Annotated in this window: 23 protein-coding genes; 12 read left to right on the forward strand and 11 right to left on the reverse strand. The window is 71.6% G+C overall.

The genetic code is table 11. The features are described from left to right. Positions 1-221: 221 nt before the first annotated feature. Positions 222-776 (forward strand): NUDIX hydrolase, encoded by a 555-nt coding sequence (locus J5X86_RS00880; RefSeq protein ID WP_208514926.1) that lies wholly within the window; start codon positions 222-224, stop codon positions 774-776. On the opposite strand, the gene J5X86_RS00885 is transcribed toward J5X86_RS00880, so the two are convergent. Beyond that, complete coding sequence (locus J5X86_RS00885) at positions 777-1,214, reverse strand: nuclear transport factor 2 family protein (protein WP_208514927.1); 438 nt, start codon at positions 1,212-1,214, stop codon at positions 777-779. A 250-nt stretch (positions 1,215-1,464) separates the two neighbouring features. Between J5X86_RS00885 and J5X86_RS00890 the strand changes: the two genes are divergently transcribed. After that, the gene (locus J5X86_RS00890; RefSeq protein ID WP_208514928.1) at positions 1,465-1,821 is read left to right on the forward strand and encodes a DUF5335 family protein; all 357 of its coding nucleotides are present in this window, start codon (positions 1,465-1,467) and stop codon (positions 1,819-1,821) included. Positions 1,822-1,873: 52 nt separating this feature from the next. On the opposite strand, the gene J5X86_RS00895 is transcribed toward J5X86_RS00890, so the two are convergent. Both J5X86_RS00895 and J5X86_RS00900 read right to left on the reverse strand, forming a co-directional pair. Next, entirely contained in the window at positions 1,874-2,632 is a 759-nt protein-coding gene (locus J5X86_RS00895; RefSeq protein WP_208514929.1) for a sulfite exporter TauE/SafE family protein, read from the reverse strand. Positions 2,633-2,854: 222 nt separating this feature from the next. Then, the gene (locus J5X86_RS00900) at positions 2,855-3,571 is read right to left on the reverse strand and encodes a DUF4232 domain-containing protein (protein ID WP_208514930.1); all 717 of its coding nucleotides are present in this window, start codon (positions 3,569-3,571) and stop codon (positions 2,855-2,857) included. 337 nt (positions 3,572-3,908) lie between these two features. Here J5X86_RS00900 and J5X86_RS00905 point away from each other — a divergent pair, with 337 nt between their 5' ends. Beyond that, entirely contained in the window at positions 3,909-6,170 is a 2,262-nt protein-coding gene (locus J5X86_RS00905; RefSeq protein WP_208514931.1) for a PQQ-binding-like beta-propeller repeat protein, read from the forward strand. A 64-nt stretch (positions 6,171-6,234) separates the two neighbouring features. Here J5X86_RS00905 and J5X86_RS00910 read toward each other — a convergent pair whose 3' ends face one another. After that, on the reverse strand, positions 6,235-7,254 hold the full coding sequence (locus tag J5X86_RS00910) for a hemolysin family protein (protein ID WP_208514932.1): 1,020 nt from the start codon (positions 7,252-7,254) through the stop codon (positions 6,235-6,237). Next, positions 7,251-8,615, reverse strand: a complete 1,365-nt coding sequence (locus J5X86_RS00915) for a hemolysin family protein (RefSeq protein WP_308124413.1) — start codon at positions 8,613-8,615, stop codon at positions 7,251-7,253. Before J5X86_RS00915 ends, J5X86_RS00910 begins: the two co-directional genes overlap by 4 nt. Positions 8,616-9,030: 415 nt before the next feature. On the opposite strand from J5X86_RS00915, the gene J5X86_RS00920 reads away from it, so the two are divergent. From J5X86_RS00920 to J5X86_RS00935, 4 genes are all read left to right on the forward strand, one after another. Beyond that, the gene (locus J5X86_RS00920) at positions 9,031-9,693 is read left to right on the forward strand and encodes a hypothetical protein (RefSeq protein WP_243979175.1); all 663 of its coding nucleotides are present in this window, start codon (positions 9,031-9,033) and stop codon (positions 9,691-9,693) included. 118 nt (positions 9,694-9,811) lie between these two features. Continuing rightward, a complete protein-coding gene (locus J5X86_RS00925; protein WP_078642549.1) occupies positions 9,812-10,063 on the forward strand; it encodes a hypothetical protein in 252 nt (83 codons plus the stop codon). Positions 10,064-10,074: 11 nt separating this feature from the next. Continuing rightward, a complete protein-coding gene (locus tag J5X86_RS00930) occupies positions 10,075-11,223 on the forward strand; it encodes a flotillin (RefSeq protein ID WP_208514933.1) in 1,149 nt (382 codons plus the stop codon). Positions 11,224-11,386: 163 nt separating this feature from the next. After that, entirely contained in the window at positions 11,387-11,818 is a 432-nt protein-coding gene (locus tag J5X86_RS00935; RefSeq protein WP_208514934.1) for an NUDIX hydrolase, read from the forward strand. 16 nt (positions 11,819-11,834) lie between these two features. Here the strand turns inward: J5X86_RS00935 and J5X86_RS00940 are convergent, their stop codons facing one another. Further along, entirely contained in the window at positions 11,835-12,734 is a 900-nt protein-coding gene (locus tag J5X86_RS00940) for a LysR family transcriptional regulator (RefSeq protein WP_208514935.1), read from the reverse strand. Between the two features lie 107 nt (positions 12,735-12,841). Between J5X86_RS00940 and J5X86_RS00945 the strand changes: the two genes are divergently transcribed. Next, the gene (locus tag J5X86_RS00945; RefSeq protein ID WP_208514936.1) at positions 12,842-13,777 is read left to right on the forward strand and encodes a PhzF family phenazine biosynthesis isomerase; all 936 of its coding nucleotides are present in this window, start codon (positions 12,842-12,844) and stop codon (positions 13,775-13,777) included. 66 nt (positions 13,778-13,843) lie between these two features. Here the strand turns inward: J5X86_RS00945 and J5X86_RS00950 are convergent, their stop codons facing one another. From J5X86_RS00950 to J5X86_RS00965, 4 genes are all read right to left on the reverse strand, one after another. Continuing rightward, positions 13,844-14,524, reverse strand: coding sequence for a response regulator transcription factor (locus J5X86_RS00950; protein ID WP_208514937.1), 681 nt, complete (start codon positions 14,522-14,524; stop codon positions 13,844-13,846). Then, a complete protein-coding gene (locus J5X86_RS00955) occupies positions 14,524-15,885 on the reverse strand; it encodes a sensor histidine kinase (protein ID WP_208514938.1) in 1,362 nt (453 codons plus the stop codon). The genes J5X86_RS00950 and J5X86_RS00955 overlap by 1 nt, the downstream gene beginning before the upstream one ends. A gap of 126 nt (positions 15,886-16,011) precedes the next feature. Further along, positions 16,012-18,237 carry an MMPL family transporter gene (locus J5X86_RS00960; protein ID WP_208514939.1) on the reverse strand — a complete coding sequence of 742 codons (2,226 nt, stop codon included), beginning with the start codon at positions 18,235-18,237 and terminating at the stop codon, positions 16,012-16,014. Positions 18,238-18,721: 484 nt separating this feature from the next. Further along, the gene (locus J5X86_RS00965) at positions 18,722-19,405 is read right to left on the reverse strand and encodes a hypothetical protein (RefSeq protein WP_208514940.1); all 684 of its coding nucleotides are present in this window, start codon (positions 19,403-19,405) and stop codon (positions 18,722-18,724) included. A gap of 164 nt (positions 19,406-19,569) precedes the next feature. Between J5X86_RS00965 and J5X86_RS00970 the strand changes: the two genes are divergently transcribed. From J5X86_RS00970 to J5X86_RS00985, 4 genes are all read left to right on the forward strand, one after another. Next, on the forward strand, positions 19,570-20,208 hold the full coding sequence (locus J5X86_RS00970) for an HAD family hydrolase (RefSeq protein WP_208514941.1): 639 nt from the start codon (positions 19,570-19,572) through the stop codon (positions 20,206-20,208). Between the two features lie 70 nt (positions 20,209-20,278). Further along, entirely contained in the window at positions 20,279-21,451 is a 1,173-nt protein-coding gene (locus J5X86_RS00975) for a helix-turn-helix transcriptional regulator (RefSeq protein ID WP_208514942.1), read from the forward strand. Positions 21,452-21,544: 93 nt separating this feature from the next. Beyond that, positions 21,545-21,970 carry a hypothetical protein gene (locus J5X86_RS00980; protein ID WP_243979177.1) on the forward strand — a complete coding sequence of 142 codons (426 nt, stop codon included), beginning with the start codon at positions 21,545-21,547 and terminating at the stop codon, positions 21,968-21,970. Then, complete coding sequence (locus tag J5X86_RS00985; protein ID WP_308124414.1) at positions 21,967-22,251, forward strand: hypothetical protein; 285 nt, start codon at positions 21,967-21,969, stop codon at positions 22,249-22,251. Before J5X86_RS00980 ends, J5X86_RS00985 begins: the two co-directional genes overlap by 4 nt. On the opposite strand, the gene J5X86_RS00990 is transcribed toward J5X86_RS00985, so the two are convergent. Beyond that, the gene (locus tag J5X86_RS00990) at positions 22,217-23,314 is read right to left on the reverse strand and encodes an ABC transporter ATP-binding protein (protein ID WP_208514943.1); all 1,098 of its coding nucleotides are present in this window, start codon (positions 23,312-23,314) and stop codon (positions 22,217-22,219) included. The genes J5X86_RS00985 and J5X86_RS00990 overlap by 35 nt on opposite strands. Positions 23,315-23,326: the final 12 nt, after the last annotated feature.

The following is a 23,326-nucleotide window of genomic DNA, read 5'->3' on the forward strand; positions in this document are numbered from 1 at the left end:
GATGGACATCCAGCAATCCGGCAACTCCGGCGAATGACAGAATCCGCCATGGCGTGGTGCGGCATACCGAAGACATCGCCGCCGTACCCCTCATCGACGGGACATACATCGCCGAGAACTAGGATCACCGGCCAGCTACGGTAGCTCAAGGCCCAGGTCACCGGCCTGGGCCTTCAAAAACCCCGCGCCGTAGGCGGCCTCGCGTCGTTAGGATCCGGCGCATGGCCACAGCCGACCACGCAGTTACCCATGTCCTTACGGGCTACCGGCCGAAGACCACCGCGGAATGCGTCGACCTCGAGCGGGTGCTCGGCGTTGTCGAGGCGGGCGCCCCCTGGGACCGGTCCAACCCCCTCCACATCACCGCATCCGCCCTGATCGTGCACCCCGGCAGCGGCCGAGTGCTGCTGCGCTGGCACCAGCGTCACCAGTCGTGGCTGCTGGTGGGCGGGCATGGCGACCCGGGCGAGTACGACCCGATCGCCATCGCCCTGCGGGAGGGGCGGGAGGAGACGGGGCTGCCCGACCTGGCCCCGTGGCCGGACGCGGACGTACGGCATGTGGTGATCGTCCCGGTCCCCGCGAACAGCCGGGAGCCGGCGCATGAGCACGCCGATGTGCGCTATGTGCTGGCCACCAGCGTTCCCGAGGCGGTACGGCCGGAGAACCCGGACGCGCCGCTGCGCTGGCTGACGCCGGACGAGGCGCGGATGGCGATCACCGAGGCCAATGTCCTGGACACGCTGTCCCGGGTGGAGTCCCTGCTCGCGCGCTGATCAGTCCTTACTGAATGCCTGGGCTACGGCGAGGCTGTCCTCGTAGACGTGGTGGCGGGTGACGAGGCCGCCTTCGAGGGTGAGATACAGGGCGAACCGCGCACGATAGGCGCGTCCGGTGGCCCGGGCGGTCTGGCGGATCTCGCCGAGCACGACCGCGTCGTCGCCGTCGACGAGGATGCGCTCGACCTCGGTGGCCGCCTGCTCGGGCACATGGTGGCGGGCCAGCTCCGCGAAGTGGGCGGCCACGTCCGCGCGGGTGGAGCGGTGGCGAATCCACGGGGTGGCGGGGCGGCCGTGCTCGGCCTCCGGCCAGTCCAGCTTCCAGTCGCTGCGCTCGGCATACAGCTCGGCGATGCGCTCGGGGTCACCCTCACCGATGCGGCGCAGCAGTTCCGCCACCAGGGCGCGGGTGGTCGTGGGTGCGGCCGAGGACATGGTGATCCCTCCGATCGGAAGCCTTGCGGGGAGCGATCACCATGCTGCCCGGGGGCGCGGCGCGGTGCGATTACGTCCCAGGTAATGCCCGCCGTGGAACGGGGTGCGGCCGACCGTTTTGTCCGGAGAGGTCAAGCCCGGCTGGATCGATTCGACCCGGGCGGACGTGGCGGCCCGGGGCGGTGGCGGCCACCGTGGGACGGGTTGGCACAGCAGGAGGAGTAGTGGAGTAGCGGAGGGAGAATCGACGATGGCCGGTTCCACAGCGTTCGATCGCGGGGAGTGGCGGACCACGCTCGATCAGGTCACGGCCGAGCACGAGGGGGAACTGGCCACCATCGAGGTGCTGGACCCGTCGGTCGGGCATCAGTACGAGGCCGAGCGGCTGCCCTTCTCCTCCCTCAGCTACGACCCGAAGGACGACACGGTGATCGGTGCCGTCGGCGGGAGAGCGCCGCGGTATCCGGTGGTGCTGCGGCACATGGTGTGGCATCCCACCGAGGTCGACGTGGCCACGGAGGACATCCCGGAGGCGGCCGTCCGCGTCGTCGCGCCGGACGGCAGCACCACCTTGATCACCTTCTATCCGGAGGAGTCCGGGACGTAAGCGGTGAAGGGCGCTCCGCCGTCTCGCCTGGCGTACGTCAAGAGCTCGCCGCCTAGTGCCACAGCGAGACGGCCAGGCCCAGGCCGCCGAGGGCGATGGCGATCCGGAGCGGGGTTTCGGGCAGGCGGCGGACGGCCAGGGGGCCGAGCCAGCTGCCGAGGAGGGCGCCGAGGCCGAGGGATACGGCGGCGGCCCAGTTCACGGGGGCGACGGCTACGTAGGCGACGGCCGCCGTCACATTAGCCGCACCCGTGGCGATGTTCTTGACGGCGTTGGTGACCGGGAGGGGCTCCGTGGCGGAGAGCGAGAGCACCGCCAGCATCAGGACGCCCGAGGCCGCGCCGAAGTAGCCGCCGTAGAGGCCGACCAGCAGGACCGCGCAGGCGAGCGGGAGGGTGGGCCGGGCAGTGTTGGCGAGGGAGCGTGAGCGGGAGGCCACGAGCCGGCGGAGCGGATCGCGGACCAGGATCAGCACCGAGCCGAGGGCGATCAGCCACGGTACGACGGTCTCGAAGGCGGAGGACGGGGTTCCCAGCAGCAGGGCGGCCCCGACCGCGCCGCCCAGTGCCGCGATGACGCCGAGTCGGAGGAGGCGGTCGCGCTGGCCGCGGAGTTCGGCGCGGGATCCCGCCGCGGTGCCGACGGTGTTGGAGAACAGGGCCACCGTGTTGGTCACATTGGCGGCCACCGGCGGCAGGCCCACCGCGAGCAGCGCCGGATAGCTGAACAGCGAGGCCAGCCCCGCGATCGAACCGGCGAGCCCGGAGGCCACCCCGGCCGACACCAGCAGCGCCGCCGAGTCGATGCCCATCCGTTCTCCACCCCTGTGGCTGTGTCCTGCGCGTTTGCGTCCGCGTGTGCGTATGCGTGTGCGTGTGCGCGCTGGTGAGTGGCGCTGTTCGCCACCTCGGCGACGCCGCTGTTCTTTACTCCACGTCGGCGACGTCGCTTCATACTCCAGGGGTGCTGTCTCCTATGCAAGACAGCGTTCATCTATATGAACTTGTAGATGGCCCCAGAGGGTCGCGCGGCCCTACCAGGTCAGGGCGTCCTGCGCAGTCGTCTGCCAGTACGTGACCTGGGCGGCGCTGTCGATGTAGACCGAGCCGCCGGGCAGTTCGACGCTCACGGGGTCCTCGCTGCCGTCGATGAACACCTCGAGCGAGTTGACCTCGCTGCCCTCCGAACCCGAGCCGTCCCCCGCGGAGGTGGTGATGCCCGCATAGGTGCTCTCGCCCGGGGCGAGCACGACGACGGACTGCGGCCGGCTGTCCTCGTTCACCGGGGTGGCGGACTGTGCGTCCTCGCCGAACTTCAGGCCGGGGTAGCCGACCAGCTTGCAGTCCACGCCGGCCCCGTTGGTCGCCTTGAGCAGCAGGTGGTTGATCGGGTTCTTGACCTTCTGGAGGGAGAAGACCGTCTTGTTGATGTCGCAGTCGCCGATCGGCTCCTCCTCGGACCCTGCCCCGGCCTTCTGGGCCTGCGTCTTCGCGTCCTTGGCGTCCTTGGCGCCCGCGTTACCACCCTTGGCCGTCTTGTCCGCCGCGCCCGCCTTGTCCGACGTGCCCGCGTCCTGTCCGTTCGAGGATGGCCCCGGGGCCGAGGCCGACGACTTCGCCTTGCCCTCGTTGTCCGAACCTCCGTCTCCGCTACCGCCGCACGCCGCGGTCAGACCCAGGGCGGCGACGGCCAGCATGGAGGCGGCGAGGGTACGGACGGTGCGGCCGCGGCGGTAAGCGGTGACGTTCATGGCGGGTTCTCCCTTTGGGGCGGGTCGGCGGTCCGGCGTTGTCCCCCACCGGCCCTCGGTATGGCTATGAGCCTGCCGTGATCCGCTGGCGTAAAGCTGCCGCCGCAACGCCGTTCCGCTAACACGGCGCTAACACAACGGCACGGCCCCCACCTCCAGTTGGCCGACCCGCCCGTTCGCCGGTCCGTCCGTTTGTCCCGCCGCCGGACGGCGCTCCGCTGATAACCGTTCCGCCACGCCCTGGACCACCTGGTCCGCCGATGCTCCCGCCGACCTAATCTAGGAGGCCGGTACGGCCGTTCAAGACGCGGAGACAGCGCGGGAAAGGGGATCGGCGATGCCGCTGGCCACCGGGGATCCGGAATCCATAGGCGGCTACGCCCTGGTCGACCGGCTGGGGTCGGGCGGCATGGGCGTCGTCTATCTCGGGCGTTCGGCCTCGGGGCGGCAGGTCGCGCTCAAGCTGATCCACGAGCAGTATGCGCAGGACGAGGAGTTCCGGACCCGTTTCCGGCAGGAGGTCGCGGCGGCGCGCCGGGTGAGCGGGGCGTTCACCGCACCCGTCGTGGACGCCGATCCGGAGGCCGACCGGCCGTGGATGGCCACGCTGTATGTGCCGGGGCGCACCCTCTCCGAGGTCGTACGGAAGAACGGGCCCTTGGACGGGCGCACCTTGCGGACACTCGGCCTCGGGCTGGTCGAGGCGCTGCGCGAGATCCACCGGGCCGGGGTGGTGCACCGGGACCTGAAGCCCGCCAACATCCTGATGGCCGAGGACGGGCCGCGCGTCATCGACTTCGGCATCTCCCGCGCCGTCGACAGCCAGACCCTCACCGTCACCATCGGGCGGGTGCTCGGCACCCCGCCGTTCATGTCGCCGGAGCAGCTCCGCAGTCCGCGGGACGTCACGGCGGCGTCCGATGTGTTCTCGCTGGGGTCGCTGCTGGTGTTCGCGGCGCGGGGCAGCAGCCCGTTCGAGTCCGACAGCCCGTATCTGTCGGGCTACCAGGTGATGTACGAGCATCCGACGCTGGACGAGGTCCCGGCACCGCTGGCGGGCATCGCCGAACGCTGTCTGGCCAAGGAGCCGGAGGCCCGGCCGAAGCTGGACGAACTGCACCATATGCTGCGGGCGCTGCCGGACTTCCCCGCGGCGGAGCGCGTCGTAACCGCCGGTGGTCCCGGGGCGGACGGTGGTCCCGGAGCGGCCGCCGCCGGGCATCCCCCCGCCTCCTCGGCCCACGCTCCCCACCCCGACTCGCAGCCCGGCCCCCAGCCCCCCGGCTCGCAGCCCCCCGGACCGGGACGGACCGGACCTGGGCGGGGAGCTCGGCGGCGGCTCGTCGTCACCTCCGCCGGAGTCGCGCTGGCCGTCACCGGGCTGACCGTCGCGGCGGCGGTCTTCGCCCCGGACATGACGGATTCGTCGGGCGACGCGTCCGCCGCCTCCGCCACCGCGCCGTCCCAGAAGCCCGCGTCACTCCCCGAGGGCTGGCGGCCATGGCGGACGGCTCTGCGGGTCGAGACCGAGGGGCCGCCCCTCGTCTACCAGCAGTCCGGATGTGTCCCGGATAACGGCCGGACCCTGTACTGCGGCGGAAACGGGTTCACGATCGCCAAGGTCGACGCCGCCACCGGTCGCGTCCTGTGGCGCTGGGGCACCCGCCCCCAGGCGGCGCGCCCGATCGGGGTGCGGGACGGAATCGCCTACGCCTACCGGGAGCCGAAGGACGGCGGGCGATGGGTGGTGGCCCTGGACGCCGCCACCAAGCGACAGCGGTGGGAGCAGAGGATCAGCGACTCCGCGTCGGTGCAGCTGTTCCGCGGCGGGGTGCTGACGCTGTCGCCGGACGCCGGCCAGTTCGTCGCCTACGGGACGTCGGGTGAGCGGCTGTGGCAGTCACCGGCGCCCCAAGGGAAGTACTGCGAGCCGACGGTGCTGGGCGGCGAACCGTACGGCCTGTGCTCACCCGTGACTTCCGACGGACTGGCCGCCGAGGGCCCGTACGACCTGCTGCGGCTCGACCCCTCCGACGGCAAGCAGCACGAACTCACCACCCTTCCGAAGAAGACGCTGACCATCGGCGCGGCCACGGGCAAGCCACTGTTCCTGATACCGCAGACCGCGAAGGAGGTGTACGACTCGGGGTACGAGCGCCCGTACACGTCCATGCTCCGGGTGGATCCGAGCACCGGCGAGACCAAGCGGATCCCGCTGCGGCGCCCCGTGCTGGGTGAGCCGACCCTGCTGCGCGGTGCCGTCTACTTCGTCCGTGCCAACGGCACGGTCACCGCGGTGTCGGCGGACAGCGGCCGGGAGCTGTGGCAGCGGGCGACGGAGACGGAGAACCTGTCCGCGCCCGTGCTGTCCAGGCGGTACGGACAGCTTTACTTCTCCAACCGCTTCGGCCGGCTGCTGGCGCTGAACGTGGACGACGGCACGGAGGCGTGGCGCACGGCCGCGCTGGACAACCCCGGGACGGCGGCGCAGGACACGGAGCCGAGGGTGGTGCTCGTCCAGGACGCGATCGTGGGGACGGCCGGGGACACGGCGTTCTCCGTACGCCCGGACCGTCCCTCGGCGCGGCCCCCGTCCTGATCCACCCGCTCCTGTCCCGATCCACCCGCTTCCGTCCTGATCCACGCGACGGCGGTCGGCGCGGCTACACCGGGGCCGGGCCCACGAGTTCGTCCAGGACGTCCGTCATCGTGACGAAGCCGAGGACCGCCGTACCGGTGTCGGCCGTCACGACGGCCAGGTGGGTGCCGGTGGCGCGCATGGTGGTGAGGGTGTCGTCCAGCGGGGTGTCGGCCCGCACGCGGGGGATGGTGTGGACGGCGGTATCGGGGAACGGGCGGTCCCGGTCGACGGCCCCGAGGGTGTCCTTGATGTGGAGGTAGCCCAGCATGGCGCCGCCGGGGCCGGTGACCGGCAGGCGGGAGTAGCCGGAGGCCGCGGCCGTGCGTTCCAGTTGGGCGGGGGTGACGCGATGGTCGACGGTGACCATCGCGCCGAGGGGGACGAGGATGTCGCCGACCCGCCGGGTGCCCAGCTCCAGGGCGTCGCGCAGCCGGTCGCCGCCGGACTTGTCGAGCAGCCCGGCGTTACTGGAGTCCCGTACCAGCCGGATGAGTTCGTCGTCCGTGAAGACCGACTCGACCTCGTTCTTGGGCTCGACCTTCAGCAGTCGCAGCACGGCGTTGGCGAAGGCGTTGACGCCGAAGACGACCGGGCGCAGGAGGCGGGTGAGGGCCACCAGGGGCGGGCCGAGGAGGAGTGCGGTGCGCTCGGGGGCGGCGAGGGCGATGTTCTTGGGGACCATCTCGCCGATGAGCATGTGGAGATACGTGGCCACTGTGAGCGCGACGACGAAGGCGATCGGATGCACCAGGGCGTGCGGCACGTGGACGGTGTCGAAGACGGGCTCCAGCAGATGGGCGATGGCCGGTTCGGCGACCGCGCCCAGGGCGAGGGAGGAGATGGTGATGCCGAGCTGGGCCGTGGCCATCAGCGCGGACAGGTGCTCCAGCGCCCACAGCACACCGCGCGCCCGCTTCTCCCCCGCCTGTGCGCGCGGCTCGATCTGGCTGCGGCGCACGGAGATCAGGGCGAATTCGGCGCCGACGAAGAAGGCGTTGGTGAGGAGGGTGAGGGCGCCGATGGCGAGTTGGAGGACGGTCATCGGGTGGCCTCGGTGATCTCGACGGCCTCGGTGGCCTCGGTGGCCCCGGCGGTCTCGGTCGCTTTGGTGACCTCGGCGGTCTCGGTGATCCGTACGCGGTCGGCGCGGTGGTGGTCCACCTTCAGGACCATGAGCTGCCAGCCGTCGGTCTCGATGGTGTCCCCGGCCGCCGGGATGCGCTCCAGGGCGGTGGCCAGCAGGCCCGCCACCGTTTCGTACGGGCCCTCGGGGGCGGTCAGGCCGATGCCGGTGAGCTCGTCCAGCCGTACGCCGCCGTCCGCCTCCCAGGCGCCGGGGCCGAGGGGCACCAGGCCCGGGGTCTCGTCGGTGTCGTGTTCGTCGCGTACGTCGCCGACGATCTCCTCGACGATGTCCTCCAGGGTGGCGACCCCCGCCGTGCCCCCGTACTCGTCGATCACGACGGCCATGGTGTGCGCTCTGCGCAGCCGGTCCAGCAGCCGGTCCACCGGGAGGCTGTCCGGGACCAGGAGCGGGGGCGTGGCCAGGTCGGTGACGGGGGTGGTGGCGCGGTCGGCGGCGTCCAGGGCGAGGACGTCGCGGATGTGCACGGTGCCGACCACCTCGTCCAGGGTGTCGCGGTAGACGGGGAAGCGAGATCGGCCCGTCGCCAGGGTGAGGTTGGCGGCGTCGGCGGCCGTGGCGTGGGCCTCCAGCGCCTGGACGTCCACGCGCGGGGTCATCACGTTCTCGGCGGTCAGCTCGCTCAGGTGGAGCGTACGGACGAACAGCTCGGCCGCGTCCTGTTCCAGCGCGCCCGCGGCGGCCGAGTGGCGGGCCAGCGCGACCAGTTCGTCCGGGGTACGGGCGGAGGCCAGCTCCTCGGCGGGCTCCAGGCCCAGACGGCGCACCAGGCGGTTGGCCATGTTGTTGAGGTGGTGGATCAGCGGGGCGAAGGCGGCGGTGAAGGCGCGCTGCGGGGCGGCCACCGCCTTGGCCACGTGCAGGGGGCGGGAGATCGCCCAGTTCTTGGGCACCAGCTCCCCGGCGACCATCAGCACCACCGTGGAGAGGGCCACGCCCAGCACCAGCGCGGTCGTCGAGGCCGCGCCCTCCGGCAGGCCGGTCGCGGTGAGCGGGCTCTGGAGCAGGGTGGCCAGCGAGGGCTCGGCGAGCATGCCGATCACCAAGGAGGTGACGGTGATGCCCAGTTGGGCGCCGGAAAGCTGGAACGTCAGCCGGCGCACCGCCATCAGCGCGCTGTCGGCCCCGCGCTCACCGGCTTCGGCGGCGCGCTCCAGGTCACCACGTTCGACAGTGGTGAGGGAGAACTCTGCGGCCACGAAGAGGGCGCAGGCGAGGGTAAGCGCCAGCGCGAGGAGAAGCAACAGGATCTCGGTCACCGTGCCACCGCCGTCTGCCCGCTCAGGGGAGCCCTGGTGCGGGACGCCGTGATGAGGGGCGTCCTCGTGAGGGGCGTCCTCGTGAGGGGCGGGCGGAGGGTGGCACGGGTGGTACTGGGAGGGTCAGGGTCGCCCATCGCGGGTCTGGTGCTCCTTCATCGCTGGTAGGTGGCTCGCCGGGACGTCCGGTGGATCCCCACATGTCCGGGGAAGGCAGTGTCCCTCCACCCATAGTAAAGGGACGGTAAAAGTGCGGGCCCCCGGCCCGCACCGCCACCCGCGTCGAGATTCGCTCCGCACAACCTGCGGCTTTTCCGTGTCGGCTCGATTGGGGACGGGGTTGCCTGTCGTCGGCACAGGTTTATCGGCAATACTTCCCGCCGTGGAGCAGAGCACTGGACCGATCATCCCGCCCATGCACACAGCCGGGACGGATCCGGGGTATGTCCCCGGCCTGACGTCCCCGCGCCCTGCCGATGTGGAGGAGGACGCACCGGACAACGCAGCAGAGCGGCCACCCGAGGAAGTCACCGCCGAGGACGAAGTCGACGAGGTAGAAAGCGCCGAGGCAGAAGGCGCCGACGCCGAGGCGGAGTCCGACGACGAAGCCGATACGAAGGGCGACGTCGCGTCCGACGGGGAAGCGGACGACGACGGCGAGGAAGAGGAAGCGGAAGAGGACGGCGAGGAGGAGGACGGCGGCGTCGTCTTCGACGTGTCCGACCGGCGCGGTGCGATCCGGGCCGGGCGCCATGGTGTCGCGTTCGAACTCGACGGCGAGAAGGCCGAGTTCGGGTGGGACGAGATCGGCGCGGTGGAGGTCGACACCCCCCGGTTCGGGAAGCGTTTCGGGATCACGGTCTATACGACCAACCGGCGTTGGTACACGGCCGATGTCGAGGCACCCGCCCGCAAGCTCCTCAAGGAATGGACGGCGGAGCTCGACGCGGTGCTCGACGCATATTTCGAGGACTCGGCGGACGGCGAGGCCGAAGCAGACGCCGAGAGCAAGGACGCCAAGGACGACCAAGACGCCAAAGACGCCAAGGACACCGAAGCCAAGGACGCCACCTCGTAGCGGCCATCCGCGCGGGTGGCGGTTCATCCGGTCCTCGCTGCGCACAACCGTATCCGGCGCCGGGAAAACGGTCTAACGTCGGATTTCAGCAGCGGAACGACTGGGGGGCGGCCGCCGTATGACACCGGATGATCCTGTGATCGGTTGCACCGGGGTGCTGGTACTCGGCACCCGGGGGGCCGGTGGTCCCGGTGAGGTCCTGGTGCGGGTCAGAGGCGGTTCGGAGACATTCCTCGCCTGGTCTGCCGACCCGTTGCCCCAAGGCGCGTCCGTCCTCGTGATCGACTTCCGTGGCTCCCGCCAGGTCGACGTCATCGAGTGGACCGATCCATTGAACGCGTCGTCCGGCCTGGCCGGCGGCGCCGGCTGAGGAGACGAAGGATGTTCGGTTACCGCGTGCCCGCACCCGACCAGGCGATGCTGATCTCGGGGGGCAGGCGTGGGCAGGGGGGTGCGCCGTTTCGCGTGGTGACCGGGCACGGCAAGTTCGTGCTTCCGGTCTTCCGCAAGGTCCGCTTCCTGACGCTGGCGATGTGTGAGGCGGAGGTCGAGGAGAAGTGCGTCAGCCGGCAGGGCATCACGCTGACGGTGCGCTCGGTGATCGCGTTCAAGGTGGGCAATGACACCGAGTCCATCGTCAACGCGGGCCAGCGGTTCCTCTCCGACCAGGAGCAGATGGCGGTGCTGACGGGCCGGATCTTCGCGGGCCATCTGCGGTCCATCATCGGCTCGATGACGGTCGAGGAGATCATCACCGAGCGGCAGAAGCTGGCCACCGAGGTGCTGGACACCTCCAAGGCGGAGATGGCGAAGATCGGGCTGATCGTGGACTCGTTGCAGATCCAGTCGATCGACGACGGCGACACCGGCTATATCGACGCGATGTCCGCCCCGCACAAGGCCGCCATCCAGCGCCAGGCCCAGATCGCCCAGGCGCAGGCCAGCCAGGCATCGGCCGAGGCGGAGCAGGAGGCGGCGCGCAACCAGGCCGAGTACGCACGGCAGACGGCGGTGGTCCAGGCCCGGTACACCGCCGAGGTGGACCGCGCCCAGGCCGAGGCCGCCCAGGCGGGGCCGCTGGCGGAGGCGCACGCCCAGCGGGAAGTGCTGGCCGCGCGGACCGAGTTGGCCCAGCGGGCGGCGGATCTGCGGCAGCAGCAGCTCGTGGCCGAGATCGTGAAACCGGCGGAGGCGGAGGCCGAGCGGATCCGGGTGGTGGCGCTGGCCGAGGCGGAGCGGATGAAGATCCAGGCCGAGGCGGCGGCCTCGCACGGCCGGGTGGCGCTCGACCGCATGCTGATCGACCAACTCCCGCAGATCGTCAAGGAAGCCGCCTCCGGACTGTCCGGGGCGAACGTCAACGTCCTCAACGGGACCGACGGGCTGGGCGAGATCGCGGCGGGCCTGGTCGGCCAGGGACTGACCATCCTGGACGCGGTGCGGCGCAACATGGGCACGCCGGGTCCGAAGGACGAGCCGAAGCCGAAGCGACGGGGCGGGGCGGACGACGGCGCGGTCGAGGTCCGTTAGGGGGTGTCCGGCGGGTCGTGACGCCTGCGGCGGGCTGCTCCCCTCCCCGCCCCTTCCCGCAGGACGCCCTTCGGGCGTGTCCTCAATCGCCGGACGGGCTGAACGCAGCCCGTCCGGCCGTTGCTACCGTGAGAAACCCAGCCAGCCGAGAGGGCCGAGAAACGTGACCCCTGACCGCCCGCACCGCGTCAGCGTCGCCGGAGTCATCGTGGACGAGCGCGGCCGAGCACTGCTGATCAAACGGCGCGACGGCAGCACCTGGGAGCCGCCGGGCGGTGCGCTCGACCCCGACGCCACCGTCCCCGAAGCCCTGCAGCGCGAAATCCTCGAGGAGACGGGCGTCAAGATCGCGCTCCCGGCCGCGCTCACCGGGGTCTACAAGGACATGAACGACCTCACCGTCTCCCTCGTCTTCCGCTGCGAGGCCCTCGACGGCACCCCCGCCACGGGCCCCCGCACCCGCGCCTGGCGCTGGGCCACCCGCGCCGAGGTCCCCGACCTCGCCGACGAGGCGTACGCCGTGCGCATCCTGGACGCCCTCGACGCCACCGCCCCACCGGCGGTCCGCGCCCACGACGGCGTCACGCTCGTCTGACCCACGCAGCCATAGGTCACGCCGGAAGCAACCGCGTCAGCTCGTCCGCCACCGCCCGCGCCGCCGGGCTGGTCCAGCGGCGGCGGTGCTGGGTGAGGTGGACGGGGACCGGGGGGATGGGTGGGCCGTGGACTTCGGCGAGTTGGCCGTCGGTGAGCTGGCGTTCCACCGTGGCGCGTGGCAGCAGCGTCAGGCCGAGCCCGGCGGCGACGCAGGAGCGGGCGGCCTCGATGCTGCCGAAGCGGGTGAGGCGGGGTGGCGGGCCGGGGAGGGTGAGGAGGGTGCGGACCAGGTGGTCGCTGTAGGAGCAGCCCTGTTCGTGGACGAAGAAGCTCTGCGCGGCCAGTTCGTCCCAGTCCGCCTCGCGTCCGGCCAGCGGGTGGCCGGGGGCGGCGAGGTAGACGAGGGGTTCGCGGGCGATGGGGCGGGCGACCAAGTCGGCGTCGCTCACGTCCTGTTCGAGGAGGAGGGCCAGGTCGAGCCGTCCCGTACGCAGCCCCTCGACGGCCGCCGCGGTGCCCGCGGGGTGGAGGTGGAGGTCGATACCGGGGTGGGTGCGGCGCAGCGAGGCGATCACGCGGGGGAGGCGCGAGGCGCACAGGGACTCGCCCGCGCCGAGGGCGACGGGGCCCTGCACCGCGCCGTCCGCGCCGTCGCCGTTTCCGGCCGCCGCCACCGCGCGCAGCCGGGCTTCGGCGTCCAGGACCTCTTCGGCCTCCTTCAGCAGCCGTCGGCCGGCGCTGGTCGGCAGGGCGCCTGACGGCAGCCGGTCGAAGAGGCGGGTGCCCAGCTCACGTTCCAGGGTGCGTATCTGGACGGTGACGGTGGACTGGGCGAGATGGAGATCGGCGGCGGTCGCGGTGAAGCTGCCGGTTCTCGCCAGCGCCGCGAACGTCCTCAGGAGTCGTGTGTCCACGACGGTCAGGATAGGCAGCCCCCACCTGGCCCCATCGGGTTTCTCGATCGCCTCCAGCGAAAGGAATCGTTGGACGCGATACCGACTGCGGTGGAACCGTGGACGGCATGACCGCACCCACGACGGACATCGACGTTCTGCACTACTCCGCCTTCACCACCCACCCCGACGGCGGCAACCCCGCCGGTGTGGTCCTCAACGCCGCGGCCCTCGCGGACGACGACGCGGCCATGACCGCCGTCGCCGCACGAGTCGGCTACTCGGAGACCGCGTTCATCACCGAGCGGGACGAGGCCGCGCGCCGCTACCGGCTGCGGTACTTCAGCCCGCTCGCCGAGGTCGCCTTCTGCGGACACGCCACCATCGCCACGGCCGTCGCCCTCGCCGACCGCGACGGCCCCGGTGAGCTGGTCTTCGACACCGCCTCGGGCGAGATCCGCGTCGAGACCACGGCCGACGGCGACGGCCCGTCCCGGGCCACGCTCACCAGCGTTCCCACGCGGTCGCGCCCCGCCGACCCGGGCGCGGAGGTCGAACCGACGCTGGCGGCGCTGCGCTGGTCCGCGGACGACCTGGACCCGGCCCTGCCCCCGCATGTCGCCTTCGCGGGCAACGACCACCTCGTCCTCGCCGCCGCCACCCGCGAGCGGTTGGCGGACCTCGACTACGACTACGACGCGCTCGAGGCGGTGATGCGGCGGCGCGGCTGGACGACGGTGCATCTGGTGTGGCGCGAGGTGGCTGATGGCGCCGCGGGTGGCTCGGCGGACAGCTCCCCGGACGGCCTTACGAACGGCTTCGTCTTCCACGCCCGCGATCCGTTCCCGGTCGGCGGGGTGGTCGAGGACCCGGCCACCGGCGCCGCGGCCGCCGCCTTCGGCGGCTATCTGCGGGCACTCGGCCTGGTCGACGGCCCGACCCGGGTCCGTATCCGCCAGGGCGAGGACATGGGCCGGCCGAGCGATCTCCTGCTCGACGTCACGCCCGACGAGCCCCGGGTGCGGGTCAGCGGGCAGGCCGTCCGGATCCCGCAGAGCGGGTGAGGAGCAGTGCGAATCATCAACGCGTGACACCGCGACACCGTGACACCGTGACACCGGCCTCGGCGGTCACGGTGCGGGCGGAACCGCCTGCGCCAGGCCCGTCTGGTAGGCGATGACGACCAGTTGGGCGCGGTCGCGGGCGCCCAGCTTCGTCATCGCGCGGTGGATGTGGGTGCGCACGGTCAGCGGGCTGAGCGTGAGGATCTCGGCGATCTCGGTGTTGGACCTGCCCTCGGCGGCCAGCCCCATCACCTCACGCTCACGGCCGGTGAGCTCCGACAGGCGCTCCGGGGGCGCGAGGTGGGCGTCGGGGGCGGGGGACATGAGGAAGTTCGTGATGAGGGTGCGGGTCGCGGCGGGTGACAGCAGCGCCTCGCCGGAGGCCACCGTGCGCAGGCCGGCCAGCAGAGTGTCGGCGGTGACGTCCTTGCCGAGGAAGCCGCTGGCACCGGCGCGCAGCGCCTGGGCGACGTAGTCCTCGGTCTCGAACGTCGTCAGGATGAGGACGCGGGTGGCGGCCAGCTCCGGGTCGGCGCAGATCGCGGAGGTGGCGGCGAGACCGTCCGTGCCCGGCATCCGGATGTCCATGAGGACGATGTCGGGGTGGTGGTCGCGGGTCAGTTCCAGCGCCTCCGCGCCGTCCGATGCCTCGCCGACCACCGTCATGTCCTCGCAGGAGTCGATCAGGATCCGGAAGGTGGCCCGCAGCAGGGCCTGGTCGTCGGCGAGCAGCACCCTGATGGTCATCACTCTTCTCCTCCTGCTGGAACGTCGGTGGCGGCTACGGCCGCTTGGGGGGCCGTCTCGGGTGCCGCCTGAGGTGCCGCCTGGGGTGCCGAGGGCTGGAGCGGCAGGGCGGTGGTGACCTCGAAGCCGCCTTCCGGGCGGGGGCCCGCGCTGAGTTCGCCGCCGATGGTGTGGGCCCGTTCGCGCATGCCCATGACGCCGAAGCCTCGGCTCGGCACGGCCTCGGCGACATCAGTGCGGCCCATGGTGCCCGTAGTGCCCGTAGTGCCCGTAGCGCCCGTAGTGCCCGTAGCGCCCGTAGTGCCCGGACCGTCGTTGCTGACCGTGATCAGCAGACGTGATCCGGCGTAGGCGATGCGTACGTGTGCGGCGTCCGCGGCGGCGTGCTTGGTGACGTTGGTGAGCGCCTCCTGCACGATCCGGAACGCGGTCAGGTCCACCCCGGGGGAGAGCGGGCGGGGCTCCCCTGTCGTGGTGACCGTGACGGTGAGCCCCGCGGACGCACACGCCGAGACCAGTTCGGGCAGGCGGGCGAGGCCGGGGGACGGCTCCAGCGAGGCGGAGGCCGGGTCGTCGTTCTGGCGCAGCAGTCCCAGCGTGGCCTTCAGCTCGCGCAGTGCGGAGGAGGTGGTGCCGGTCAGGTCGGTGAGGATCTTCTTCGTCTGCTGCGGGCTGGTGAGCGCGAGGTGGGCGGCCGTACCGGCCTGCGCGTTGGCCAGGGCCATGTGGTGGGCCACGACGTCGTGCAGCTCGCGGGCGATGCGCATGCGCTCTTCGGTGACGCGCAACCGTGCCTCTTCCTCCCGGGTGCGCTCGGCGTGTTCGGCGCGGGCCTGCACCGATGCCAGGTAGGCGCGCCGCAGCCGGGTCATGTTGCCGGCGGCGAGCGGCAGCAACAACCAGAAGAAGGGGCCGACCGTCCTGAGTACCAGGGGGACGCTGTCCATGGAGTCGGAGATCGCCGCCGCGACCATCAGCGCCGCCATGGTGGTGACGCCGAAGACGCGTGTGGTCTTGCGGTCGGTGAGCGTGGCCAGCCAGTAGAGCGCCGCCATGACGGGGCCCAGCAGCAGGGGGGTGAGCAGATACCCCAGCGAGATCGCGATCACGGTGCAGACCGCGGTCACGACGACGGCGGTGCGCGGGTGGGTGCGGTACTTCAGCAGGGCGAGGCAGGACACGCCCATGAGGACGATGGCGGTCCTGTCCTGGTCGGGTGGGTCGACGCCGGGCAGGGTGAGATTGCTGCCGAGGGTCGCACAGCCCATCAGTGCCAGGACGAGCACCACGTCGACGATGCGGGGGTAGCGGTCGGCGTACTGCTCGAAACGGTCCGTGTAACGCTCAAGGCTGGTGCTCATCGGGCTCTCCGGTCGTTGCTCTGGGGCCATCGTGACCGTTCCCCGCTCCCCGCGCGAATGGCTGTCGGGACCGCCCATGGCGTTCGCCACGGGTGGTCCCGGTGGGGGTGGGTCGGGCGGTCGCCGTCAGATGCGGGCCACTTCCCGGCCGGGAGTCCCGGCCGGTTCCGGGTCCGCTCCCGGGTCCGCTTCCGGCCGGCGGCTGAGCGCCTCGCCCTCCACGTCGACGTTGGGCAGCAGCCGGTCCAGCCACTTCGGCAGCCACCAGGCCCTGTTGCCGAGCAGAGCGAGCACGGCGGGCACGATCGCCATCCGTACGACGAAGGCGTCGAACAGGACGGCGGAGGCGAGTCCGAACCCGATCATCTTGACCATGGAGTCGCTTTCGCTGACGAACCCGGCGAACACCGCGATCATGATCAGCGCGGCGGCCACCACCACGCGCGCGCTGTGCCGGAAGCCGGATGTGATCGCCTGGCCGGGTCCCTCTCCGTGGACGTACGCCTCCCGCATCCGCGAGACGAGGAACACCTCGTAGTCCATGGCCAGGCCGAAGACGATGCCCACCAGGAAGATCGGCATCAGGCTCATGATCGGGCCGGTCTGTTCCACGCCCAGCAGTTCGGCGCCGTGACCCTGCTGGAAGACGAGGACGACCACGCCGAGGGAGGCCAGCACCGACAACAGGAAGCCGAGGGCCGCCTTCAGCGGGACGAGCAGGGACCGGAAGACCACCAGCAGGAGCACGATCGCGAGGCCCACCACGACGACCAGGTAGGGGATCAGCGCGGACTGCACCTTGTCGGAGATGTCGATGTTCAGTGCGGTGGTGCCGGTGACCTCGAAGGTCGCCCCGGTCTCGGACTCGACTCCGGGCCGCTCGCCCCGAATGGTCGTGACCAGGTTCTTGGTCTTCTCGTCGGTCGGCGCCGTGGACGGCACGACCTGGACGACGGCCGTGTCACCGGCCTCGTTGAAGCGGGCCGGGGAGACGGACAGGACACCCTCGGTGCCGCCGATCTCCTTCGCGACCATCTCGGCGGCGCCCTTCGGGTCGACGGCGCCCTTCGCGTCCACGACGACGCTCAGCGGCCCGTTGAAGCCCGGCCCGAAGCCCTCGGCGAGCGCGTCGTAGGCCCGGCGCTCGGTTGTGGAGGTCGACTTGGCCTCGTCCCCGGGCATGCCGAGCTGCAGGTCCGTCATCGGCACCGCGAGGGCTCCGAGGCCCACCACGCCGAGCAGCAGCACGGGCAGCGGACGCCGCAGCACGAACCGCGCCCAGCGGCTGCCCCCGTTGTTCCGGGTGCCCTCCTCCTCGATCCGTCCGCTCTTACGGGCCCGCCGCCGGAGCACGGCGTCCGGCCAGAAGCCGAGGAACGCCGGGACCAGCGTCAGCGCGACCAGTACGGCGACGACGACCGCGCCCGCCGCGGCCAGACCCATCTTCGTGAGCATCGGGATGCCGACCACCGAGAGTCCGGCCAGCGCGATGACGACGGTGAGCCCGGCGAACACGACCGCGGAACCGGCCGTGCCGACCGCCATGCCGACCGCCTCCTGCGGCACACGGCCCTTGGCGCGCTCCTCGCGGTAGCGGGAGACGACGAACAGGGCGTAGTCGATGCCGACCGCGAGGCCCAGCATCATCGCCAGGGTGCCGGTCGTCGTGGACAGGCCGAGCGCGTCGGACAGGGCCAGGATGGTGGCCATGCTCGCGCCGACGCCGATGAGGGCGGTCAGCAGCGGCAGTCCGGCGGCGGCCAGCGAACCGAAGGTGACCAGCAGCACGACGGCGGCTATCGCGACCCCGACCACCTCGGCCGCACCACCGGCCCCACCGCCCTGGCCCATCGCGTTTCCGCCGGCCTCGACGGTCAGCCCGGACTTCTGGGCCGTGTGGATGGCCCGCTCGAGCTGGGTCTTGGCGGCGTCGGTGAGGTCGTTGGCGGCGACCTTGTAGGTGACGGTCGCGTACGCCGTCGTGCCGTCCTTGCTGACGGCCTTCGCCTGGAACGGGTCGACAGCGCTCGCGACCTGTGTGCCGTCGGCCAGGTCGGCCACGGCCTTCTCGACGGCCCGCTTGTTCTCGGTGGCGGTGACCTTCTCACCGCCCGGCGCGACGAAGACGACCCGGGCGGTCGCGCCGTCGGCGGTGGCTCCGGGGAAGCGCTCTTCCATCAGGTCGAACGCCTTCTGGGACTCGATGCCCGGCATGGAGAACCCGTCGTCGGAGGCTCCCGGAGCCTTGAGGGCACCCAGTCCGACGGCGGCCAGGACGGCCGCCCAGACCAGGGCGACGTACCAGCGTCGCCGGAAGGCCAGACGGCCCACTCGGTAAAGGAAAGTAGCCACGGCAGGAGGTCTCCACATCTGGTGCCGACTGTCCGCCCAGGCTCTCTGGGAGCGGGCCGTCCTGTCGTCGTGCGCCTGCCGACAGTTCGCACTACTGAGAACGCAGTACGGAGGGGCCGAGGGGGTCCGCCGCTGGTACGACGGACCCGGTGGGGTGGTCGGGGTTGTTGGGGGTTGTCGGGATGTACGGGCTGGTCGACTTGGTTGGGTGCGGCGCCGTTTCGCGCCTTCGGCGCGATTGAGCAGCGGCGACGGGAGTGGGGGGCGCGGCAGCGCCGCCGGGCGCCGGGTCGGTGGGTGCGGGCGCCGGTGGCGGCTGCGCTGGTCGGCGGCTGGGGATGGTGCCGGCCAGCCGGGAGGGGGGTTGGGGTACCCCTCTTGAAAACGCTTGACAAATTAGTTGCTTCAGATCAAGCGCTTTTTTTGGGGGGGTACCCGGAGGGGCCGTCGGTCCGGATGGGGTCCTGGCGGCGGCGCCAGACCGCTAATGGAGGCCGTGGAGCTTGGCGATCAGACGTCGCAGGAGGGCCACCCGGTCGCTGCCACGCGGTCGGCAGTCCTCCAGACGGCGGACGACCCCCGGCGGTACGTCCTCGACCCCGACGGCGTCCACGACCTTGTCGAGCGCGTGAATGCCCCAGTACTGGTTGAAGGCGAGCGGCTCCCTGACGACGGCGTCGGCGAGAAGGGTCAGCGCGTCGGGTACCGGCACCGCGTACAGCCGCGCGTACGCGGCCAGCCGCAGACCGCCGTCCGGGGAGGTGAGCCAGCCGTCGAGGTCGGGGTCCGCGAGCCGCTGGGTGGTGCGCACCAGCCGCGCGAAGATGCCGCTCATGCGCTGCGTACGGGCCGATCCACTGGCCATCGACCTACGGACCTCAAGGTATTCGGCGGCCAGTCGGCGCACGTCCGCCAGCGCCGTGGGGTCGTCGGTCTCCGGTCCGTCGCCGCCGCTTCCGACGAGGGCGGCGTCGGCGATGCGCTCGGCGGCCTCGATGCGCTGCTCGACCGCCTCCTTGAACTCCAGCCGGACCCCGCCCGGCAGTTCGATGCTGTCGAGCAGATCGCGCAGCCAGGGCACGACGGCCACCACCAGGAGCGCCACGGTGACGTTGTCTATCTTCAGGTCCGGCGCCAGCACATGCGTAACCGCCACCGCGACAGCCACCCCGCTCACCACGGACGCGACGACATACCGACGCCACGCGGCCCGCCGCGCAAAGCGTTCGCTCTCCCCGTGCTCCCCCCGCCTCATGTCCCCCAGCCTTCCCCAACCGGGGCCACTTCAGGCCGTGCGGGCATGGGCCCGGGCCGGCCGCCTACGCTGCCCGCATGATGCGCGCAGTGGTCTTCGACGTCGGCGAGACCTTGATCCGGGATGACCGTGGATGGGCCATGTGGGCGGACTGGCTGAACGTCCCCCGCCATACCCTCTCCGCACTCGTCGGCGCGGTCGTCGCTCAGGGCCGCGACAACGCCAAAGCCCTGCGGCTCATTCGGCCCGACATCGACATCGCGGCCGAGCGAGCCGCGATGGAGGCCGCTGGGGTGGGTGAAGGACTGAGCGAAGTCGATCTCTACCCGGATGTGCGTCCCGCCCTCGCGGCCCTCCGTGAGAAGGGGCTCCGCATCGTCATCGCGGGCAACCAGACCGCGCACGTCGGCCAGTTGCTACGGGAGCTGGACCTCCCGGTTGACGAGATCGCCACGTCGGGAGAGTGGGGCGTGGCCAAGCCCGACCCTTGCTTCTTCGCCCGCGTCCTGGACCTCGTCGGCACCCCGCCCGACAAGACGGTGTACGTGGGGGACCACCCCGCGAACGACATCCGCCCGGCAAAGGCGGCGGGACTGCGCGTCGCGCATCTGCGCCGTGGGCCGTGGGGGCATCTGTGGTCCGGCACAGCTGAGGCGGCCGCTGCCGACTGGCAGATCGACTCGCTGCACGATCTTGTACGACTCGCCGCCAGTTGAGGCGAGCAGCCCCGCTGTCGCAAGGCCGCTCGCTACCGTTCGGAGTGGACGCACCGAACGGAGCACCGGTATGCCCACCGATCTCGGCAAGCGTGTGGCCTATCAGCGCCGCATCGCTCGCATGACGCAACAAGAGCTGGCGGACGCCGCCGGTGTGCACGTCGGCACCCTGCGAAAGATCGAACGCAACGCCCGGGGCGCCGGCGACAACGTGGTGGAAGCCCTCGCGGCAGCTCTCGGTGTCGACCCATCCCTCTTATTGGGAAGCCGGGACCGGACGGACGCCCGCGTTCACGCAGCGATGCCATCCCTGACGGCCGTCATCGCGGCGTACGACGTGCCTGACGATGGGCCGGTGCGGCAACTCAGCGAGCTGGGCGCAGCAGTGGATGAGGCGGTGACCTGGCGCCTGGCCTCCCAGTACGTCCGGATCGCACGCCACTTACCATCGCTCATCAGCGAGCTGATTCGCGCCTTCCACCTCGCTTCGGCAGAAGCGAAGCCCGAGACGGCAAGCCTGCTCATCGGTGCGGTTCGAACCGCTGACGCTGTGGCGTACAAGTACGGTGCCCGGGACCTGTCCGCCCGTCTGGTCGATCTGATGCGCTGGGCGGCGCCGTACACCGACGACCCGCTGCTGGACGCCGCCGTCGCATACGTCCGCACCGAGACCTTCTTCGCCGCCCGCGCGTTCGCCCCTGGGCTACGCGCACTGGAAGCCGCGTTGGACCGGGCACCCACCAGTGATGACGAGGCGGCAATGGCTGCCCGAGGCGCCTTGCACATGCGCGCCGCTGTCATTGCGGGGCGCGCCGGTCTCGTGAAAGCCGCCGACAAGCACCTCGCGCAGGCTCGGCGCCTGGGGGACGCCGTGCGCGAGAACGTCTATCAAGGCACAGCGTTCGGGCCGGACAGCGTCCGTGTCCACGAAGTGTCCGTCGCGGTCAGCCTCGGTGGTGGCCATGTGCGTCGCGCCCTCGACGTGGCCAACGATTGGGCCCCGCCGCGGGACCTTCCCGCCGAGCGCCGCAGTGGGTTCTACATCGAGGTCGCGCGTGCGCAATTGTGGTCAGGGCTGACCCGCGATGCGTTCGAGTCGCTGAAGATCGCGCGGCATATCGCTCCGCAGCACACTCGTGATCACCCGTGGGTGCGGGAGGACGCCGCGACTCTCCGCCGCCTGCGACGCGGCGATGCCGAGAGCTTGAGCAATTTCGCGGAGTGGTGTCACGCGGGTGAGTGACCCTCACTGACCCTCTCCGGGTCACTTGCCACCCTTGCAGCGGAGAACCATCTACCTGTCCACACCGACCAGGCAGATGGGACAGCACCAGCCATGGCAGCCGACTCTCTCAAGTCCGAACCATGGGCGCCACCGCGCGGCGCCGACGTAGAGATGGTGCGGGTCGGCCCGCACTGGGACGTCGTACGGGCGCCGGAGGCGCTTGGCGGGTGGGCGCTGGAGTTACTCGGTGGGGGAACCGGCGCCGTCATCGCCGACTACAACCTCATGTACTGGCTCATCCGCCCGGGAAGCGCCCAGTACTGGCGACGCATCCGGCAGGTTCAGACGCTCGGTACGGGGCGCGTCGAGACCTCGTACATCGGCGTTCCCCCCATCGACCGCACCAGCGGGCCGTATCTGCACTGGCGCGTCCCGCTCGGGCCGGGGCGATATCTCACCGACGCCAATCGGCTCCGCGAGGCGCTGGCCAGGGCGGCCGTCGCCGAGCTCGGGATCGGCGAGGAGGACGACCGGTGACCGACGGGGGTTCAGCCGCCCAGCAGCCGCTCGCGGCAGTGCGGGGCATCGAGATGCCGGACCCCGACACGCTGACCGGGCCGCAACTGGAGGGCTGGCACTGTGCCCTGTGCGGGCGGCGGCTGTACGCCGATCAGTTGCTCGGCACGGTCGAGTGGACCTGCGGCGGCCGCACCCAGGGGGTCGAGCTGTGGGTGTGCCGACCGCTCTGCGAGGTGGGCCTTCGCGTAGGTGCGCCGGCCCGGCTCAGGCCGGATACGCGTGGGTCTGGGTCGCCTTGAGGGTGGCCCAGACGGTGCGGCCCGGGTGGAGGGCGAGTTCGGCCACCGCCACCGTCGTGAGGTCGGCCAGCAGGGGGAGTTCGCCGGTGAGGTCGACGCGGATCTGGTCGCCGTGTGACTCCATACCGGCGACCTCCAGCCGCCACAGGTTGCGTGCGCTGGAGTCGGGGCGGTCGCGGTGGAGGGTGACCGCGGCGGGTGGGAAGGCGACGAAGACCGGGCCGGTGAGGTCCTCGGTGGTGGTGATGGTGGCGCCGCCGTCGAGCCGTACGGTGTGGCCGTCGGCGCGGCCCTGGTAGAGGTTGAGGCCGACAAGGCTGGCGATGTAGTCGGTGCGGGGGCGGCGGGAGATGTCCGAGGGGGCGCCCTCCTGGACGATACGGCCCTCCTCCACGACCACGAGCCGGTCGGCGAGCACCATCGCGTCCAGCGGGTCATGGGTGACCAGGACGGCCACCGCCTCGAACTCGGCCAGATGGCGGCGGAGCCCGGCGCGCACGTCGAGGCGGGTGCGGGCGTCCAGCGCGGCCAGTGGCTCGTCCAGCAGGAGCAGCCGGGGGCGGGTGGCGAGGGCGCGGGCGAGGGCGACCCGCTGCGCCTGGCCGCCGGACAGGGCGCGGGGTTTGGCGCCCGCGCGGTCGGTCAGGCCCATCCGCTCCAGCCAGTCGGCAGCCTGGGCGCGGGCCTCCGCCTTCGGCACCCCGTGGCAGCGCGGGCCGAAGGCCACGTTGTCGAGCGCGGTGAGGTGAGGGAAGAGCAGATAGTCCTGGAAGACGACGCCGACCGGGCGGTGTTCGGGCGGGGTCCTCAGCCGGCGCTCCGGCTCCTCCAGGGTGCGGCCGTCCAGCCGCAGCGCCCCCGTGGTGAGCGGGGTGAGTCCGGCCAGGGCGCGCAGGGCGGTGGTCTTGCCCGCGCCGTTGGGGCCGAGCAGGGCGACCACCTCGCCGGGGGCGGCGGACAGCCGCAGGTCGAGGCGGAAGGTGCCGCGGTCCACGACGAGGCGGGCGTCAAGGCCGTCGGTGCGCGGCCCGGCGTCCTCGATGGGGGATGCGTCCGTGGTCATGAGGCGGCCGTC

This window comes from Streptomyces sp. NEAU-YJ-81, from assembly GCF_017592595.1.
Classification (GTDB): Bacteria; Actinomycetota; Actinomycetes; order Streptomycetales; family Streptomycetaceae; genus Streptomyces; species Streptomyces hygroscopicus_B.

Bases quoted from the DNA above. Each gene is read 5' to 3' on its own strand.
- J5X86_RS00880 (WP_208514926.1), top strand. From the start codon at position 222: ATGGCCACAGCCGACCACGCAGTTACCCATGTCCTTACGGGCTACCGG.
- J5X86_RS00885 (WP_208514927.1), bottom strand. From the start codon at position 1,214: ATGTCCTCGGCCGCACCCACGACCACCCGCGCCCTGGTGGCGGAACTG.
- J5X86_RS00890 (WP_208514928.1), top strand. From the start codon at position 1,465: ATGGCCGGTTCCACAGCGTTCGATCGCGGGGAGTGGCGGACCACGCTC.
- J5X86_RS00895 (WP_208514929.1), bottom strand. From the start codon at position 2,632: ATGGGCATCGACTCGGCGGCGCTGCTGGTGTCGGCCGGGGTGGCCTCC.
- J5X86_RS00900 (WP_208514930.1), bottom strand. From the start codon at position 3,571: ATGAACGTCACCGCTTACCGCCGCGGCCGCACCGTCCGTACCCTCGCC.
- J5X86_RS00905 (WP_208514931.1), top strand. From the start codon at position 3,909: ATGCCGCTGGCCACCGGGGATCCGGAATCCATAGGCGGCTACGCCCTG.
- J5X86_RS00910 (WP_208514932.1), bottom strand. From the start codon at position 7,254: ATGACCGTCCTCCAACTCGCCATCGGCGCCCTCACCCTCCTCACCAAC.
- J5X86_RS00920 (WP_243979175.1), top strand. From the start codon at position 9,031: ATGCACACAGCCGGGACGGATCCGGGGTATGTCCCCGGCCTGACGTCC.
- J5X86_RS00925 (WP_078642549.1), top strand. From the start codon at position 9,812: ATGACACCGGATGATCCTGTGATCGGTTGCACCGGGGTGCTGGTACTC.
- J5X86_RS00930 (WP_208514933.1), top strand. From the start codon at position 10,075: ATGTTCGGTTACCGCGTGCCCGCACCCGACCAGGCGATGCTGATCTCG.
- J5X86_RS00945 (WP_208514936.1), top strand. From the start codon at position 12,842: ATGACCGCACCCACGACGGACATCGACGTTCTGCACTACTCCGCCTTC.
- J5X86_RS00950 (WP_208514937.1), bottom strand. From the start codon at position 14,524: ATGACCATCAGGGTGCTGCTCGCCGACGACCAGGCCCTGCTGCGGGCC.
- J5X86_RS00955 (WP_208514938.1), bottom strand. From the start codon at position 15,885: ATGAGCACCAGCCTTGAGCGTTACACGGACCGTTTCGAGCAGTACGCC.
- J5X86_RS00970 (WP_208514941.1), top strand. From the start codon at position 19,570: ATGATGCGCGCAGTGGTCTTCGACGTCGGCGAGACCTTGATCCGGGAT.
- J5X86_RS00975 (WP_208514942.1), top strand. From the start codon at position 20,279: ATGCCCACCGATCTCGGCAAGCGTGTGGCCTATCAGCGCCGCATCGCT.
- J5X86_RS00980 (WP_243979177.1), top strand. From the start codon at position 21,545: ATGGCAGCCGACTCTCTCAAGTCCGAACCATGGGCGCCACCGCGCGGC.
- J5X86_RS00990 (WP_208514943.1), bottom strand. From the start codon at position 23,314: ATGACCACGGACGCATCCCCCATCGAGGACGCCGGGCCGCGCACCGAC.